This window comes from Nonomuraea sp. K271 (genome assembly GCF_009908215.1).
Taxonomy (GTDB): Bacteria; Actinomycetota; Actinomycetes; order Streptosporangiales; family Streptosporangiaceae; genus Nonomuraea; species Nonomuraea longispora.
This window is the reverse complement of sequence record NZ_JAAAHR010000333.1, coordinates 1-2,740: the sequence shown is the minus strand read 5'-3', so window position 1 is coordinate 2,740 and position 2,740 is coordinate 1. Positions and strand designations below refer to the sequence as shown.

Annotated in this window: 5 protein-coding genes; 1 reads left to right on the top strand and 4 read right to left on the bottom strand. The window is 72.0% G+C overall.

Annotated elements, in window-relative coordinates; all coding sequences use genetic code 11:
- The 4 genes from GUY59_RS46570 to GUY59_RS46555 all read right to left on the bottom strand — a co-directional run.
- Positions 1–352 (bottom strand): NAD(P)H-dependent flavin oxidoreductase (locus GUY59_RS46570; RefSeq protein ID WP_161715121.1); only part of this gene is annotated, 352 nt, incomplete at its 3' end.
- Complete coding sequence (locus tag GUY59_RS46565; protein WP_138208774.1) at positions 349–1,071, bottom strand: CoA-transferase subunit beta; 723 nt, start codon at positions 1,069–1,071, stop codon at positions 349–351. The genes GUY59_RS46565 and GUY59_RS46570, both read right to left, overlap by 4 nt.
- Positions 1,061–1,837 (bottom strand): CoA transferase subunit A, encoded by a 777-nt coding sequence (locus GUY59_RS46560; RefSeq protein WP_138208773.1) that lies wholly within the window; start codon positions 1,835–1,837, stop codon positions 1,061–1,063. Before GUY59_RS46560 ends, GUY59_RS46565 begins: the two co-directional genes overlap by 11 nt.
- Entirely contained in the window at positions 1,834–2,562 is a 729-nt protein-coding gene (locus GUY59_RS46555; protein ID WP_138208772.1) for an enoyl-CoA hydratase family protein, read from the bottom strand. Before GUY59_RS46555 ends, GUY59_RS46560 begins: the two co-directional genes overlap by 4 nt.
- Before the next feature lie 47 nt (positions 2,563–2,609).
- Between GUY59_RS46555 and GUY59_RS46550 the strand changes: the two genes are divergently transcribed.
- A partial coding sequence (locus GUY59_RS46550; protein ID WP_132342077.1) for an SDR family NAD(P)-dependent oxidoreductase occupies positions 2,610–2,740 on the top strand: 131 nt, incomplete at its 3' end.

Genomic DNA, 2,740 nt, shown 5'->3' with positions numbered 1-2,740 from the left:
CCACCGACGGGATCGTCACCACGCCCGCGTCCTTCAGCCGGGCGATCAGCTCCCGCTTGGGGGCCATGGCGAACGACGCCACCCGTACGCCCTCACGGACCATCACCTCGACCCGTTCGGCGGCGTCGCCGGCGTCGGCGCGGATGTTGACGCCGAACGGCGCGTCCGTGCGCTCCTTCACCCGCCTGATCGCGGCGGTCATCTCGGGTACGGACATGGTTGCCGCCCCGATCACGCCCAGGCCGCCCGCCCGCGAGGTGGCCGCCGCCAGCCGGGCGCCGGCGACGTACCCCATGCCGGTCTGCACGATCGGATGCCGGCAGCCGGTCAGTGAGGTCAGTGCGGTCCTCACGCGGGGACCTCCCGGTCGCGCGAGCGCCAAGGATCGAGCCGTTCCAGGACGAGCAGCTCCTCCTCGGACGGCTCCCGCGTCCGGGGGACGTCGCCGGGGATGGTGAGATCGAACCCGGTCGCCGCGACCACCTCGTCCACCCTCACCCCCGGATGGACCGACACCAGCCGCATCGACCCGTCAGGCGTGCGGAAGTCCAGCACGGCCAGGTTCGTCACCACCCGCCGCAGTTCGTACGCCCCCCGGTCGGTGCCGAGCCCGCTGACCATGTCCACCTCGGGCACGAAGACGCGGGGGGAGTGCCGGGGAATCCAGTAGCTCGTCGGGTCGCACCGCGTGTTGCCCGGCGCGCCCCGCACACCCAGGAGTTGCGCCTTGGGCCGGGCCCAGTCGCCGATGCAGGAGATATTCGAGTTGCCGTACCGATCGATCTGGCTCGCGCCCAGCATGACGTGGCGGCGCCCGTTCAGCACCAGCCACAGGTGGTCGCGGAACGGCAGCCACCCTTCCACCAGCTCGGGCGCCTCGCCCAGCGCGGGCACGTCGCCGGTGAGCAGGCAGGTGCCGTCGTGCGTGAGCAGCTCCGGCTCGAACGTCAGCCGCGCCAGCCGCGCCGCCAGCACCGTCACCGCCCCGCCGATGCCGGCCGCCAGGATCTCGCCGTCGCCCCTGAACGCCTCAGCGCACGCCAGCACGCACACGTCGGCCCTACTGCTCATCCCAGTCCTCCCATGGCGTTTCCGCGTAGCGCCGCTGGAGCGCCTCGTCACGCCCGTAGTCGGGCTCGCACGAGGTGAACCCGGCCCCGCCGGGCGCCTCCACGACGCCCGTCACCATCGACCGGCTGATCAGCAACGACTGCAGAGGACCCTCCTTGAGCAGGTTCTCCACGACCCGCTCGCACGACACGTAACACCGCGCGGCCGCCTTGGCGTAGAGGTCGTCGAGGTACGGATCGGGGCCCAGGTATTGTGCGGTGCCCCGCGCGTCGGCCCGGTTCACGTGCACCAGCGCCACGTCCATCGTCAGGGCGGGGACCGCGACCAGTTCCTCCCCGTCCGCGTACGGCGACCGGACCGTGCGCAGCTCCGGGTTGACCCGCATCACGTCCGAACCCAGCCCCGCCCGCGTCGGCAGGAACGGCAGCCGGTGCGCCGCGGCCAGCAGCCCGAACATGAACATGCCCTCGTCGTACTCGGTGAACACGATCGTCCCCGCCTGCCTGGCCCGCCGGAAGTGGGGCTCCAGCGGGATGGAGTCGAGCGTGACGAACGGGGCCACGACCCTGCGTACCTTCCCCGCCGCGCAGAGCATGCCGACGTCGGGGCCGCCGTACGAGACGAGCGTGAGGTCGCGGACGGGGGAGCGGAGGATCGCGTGCACGAGGGTCATCGGTTTGCGGCGCGAACCCCAGCCGCCGATCCCGACCGTCATGCCGCTCTCCACCGACGCGGCGACCTCCTCGGCCGTCATCAGCTTCGTCATGCGAACCGCTCCCTGTGCCGGTCACCCGTGCCCATGAGGGTCAGCTCGAAGGTGAAGCCCTGCTCGAAGCGGTAGCTGCGGTCGACGTCCACCGGGTCGATGCCGTTGAGCGACTCCTTGGCGCAGCGGATGACGTACGGGTCCTTCGCGGCGATCTGTTCCGCCACCTCGGTCGCGGCGTCCCGCAGCCGGTCGCGCGGCACCACCTCCAGCACCGACCCGAACGTGTGAAGCTCGGCCGCCGTCGCGTTCCTGCACGTGTAGACCATGGCCCGCATCAGGTGCGGCGGCACGAGCCTGGCCAGGTGCGTGGCGGCGCCCAGCGCGCCCCTGTCGACCTCGGGCAGCCCGAAGTAGGCGTCGTCGCTCGCCACCACCACGTCGGCGTTGCCGGCCAGTCCGACGCCGCCGCCGAGGCAGTGCCCGTGCACGGCTGCGACGACCGGCACCGCGCACGCGTACACCGCCGCGAACGCCGCATGACACGCCCGGTTGACCGCGACCAGACGCTCGTGCCCGTCGGCGTCCCGCAGTTCCTTGATGTCGACTCCGGCGTTGAACCCGCGCCCCTCGGCCCGCAGCACGACCACGCGGGTGCCGGGATCGCGGCCGGCGGTCCGCACGGCCTCGGCCAGCTCCTCCCAGGCCCGTACGTTCAGCGCGTTCACCGGTGGCACGTCCACGACGACCTCAGCGATCGGCCCGGCCCGCAGCGTGATCCCCAACCCGACTCCCTGGTTGCACCTAACGCTTGCTTGGTACGGTAGCACCCGTGACCGTGACTTACGACTACACGGGCAAGGCCGTCCTGGTGACGGGCGGCACCAAGGGCATCGGCGCCGCCATCGCCAGGGCCTTCCACGAGGCAGGCGCCACCGTCACCATCTGCGCCCGCACCCCACC

What these genes read in the sequence shown, in the direction of transcription:
- GUY59_RS46565 (WP_138208774.1), bottom strand. Translation starts at nt 1,071, where the DNA reads ATGAGCAGTAGGGCCGACGTGTGCGTGCTGGCGTGCGCTGAGGCGTTC.
- GUY59_RS46560 (WP_138208773.1), bottom strand. Translation starts at nt 1,837, where the DNA reads ATGACGAAGCTGATGACGGCCGAGGAGGTCGCCGCGTCGGTGGAGAGC.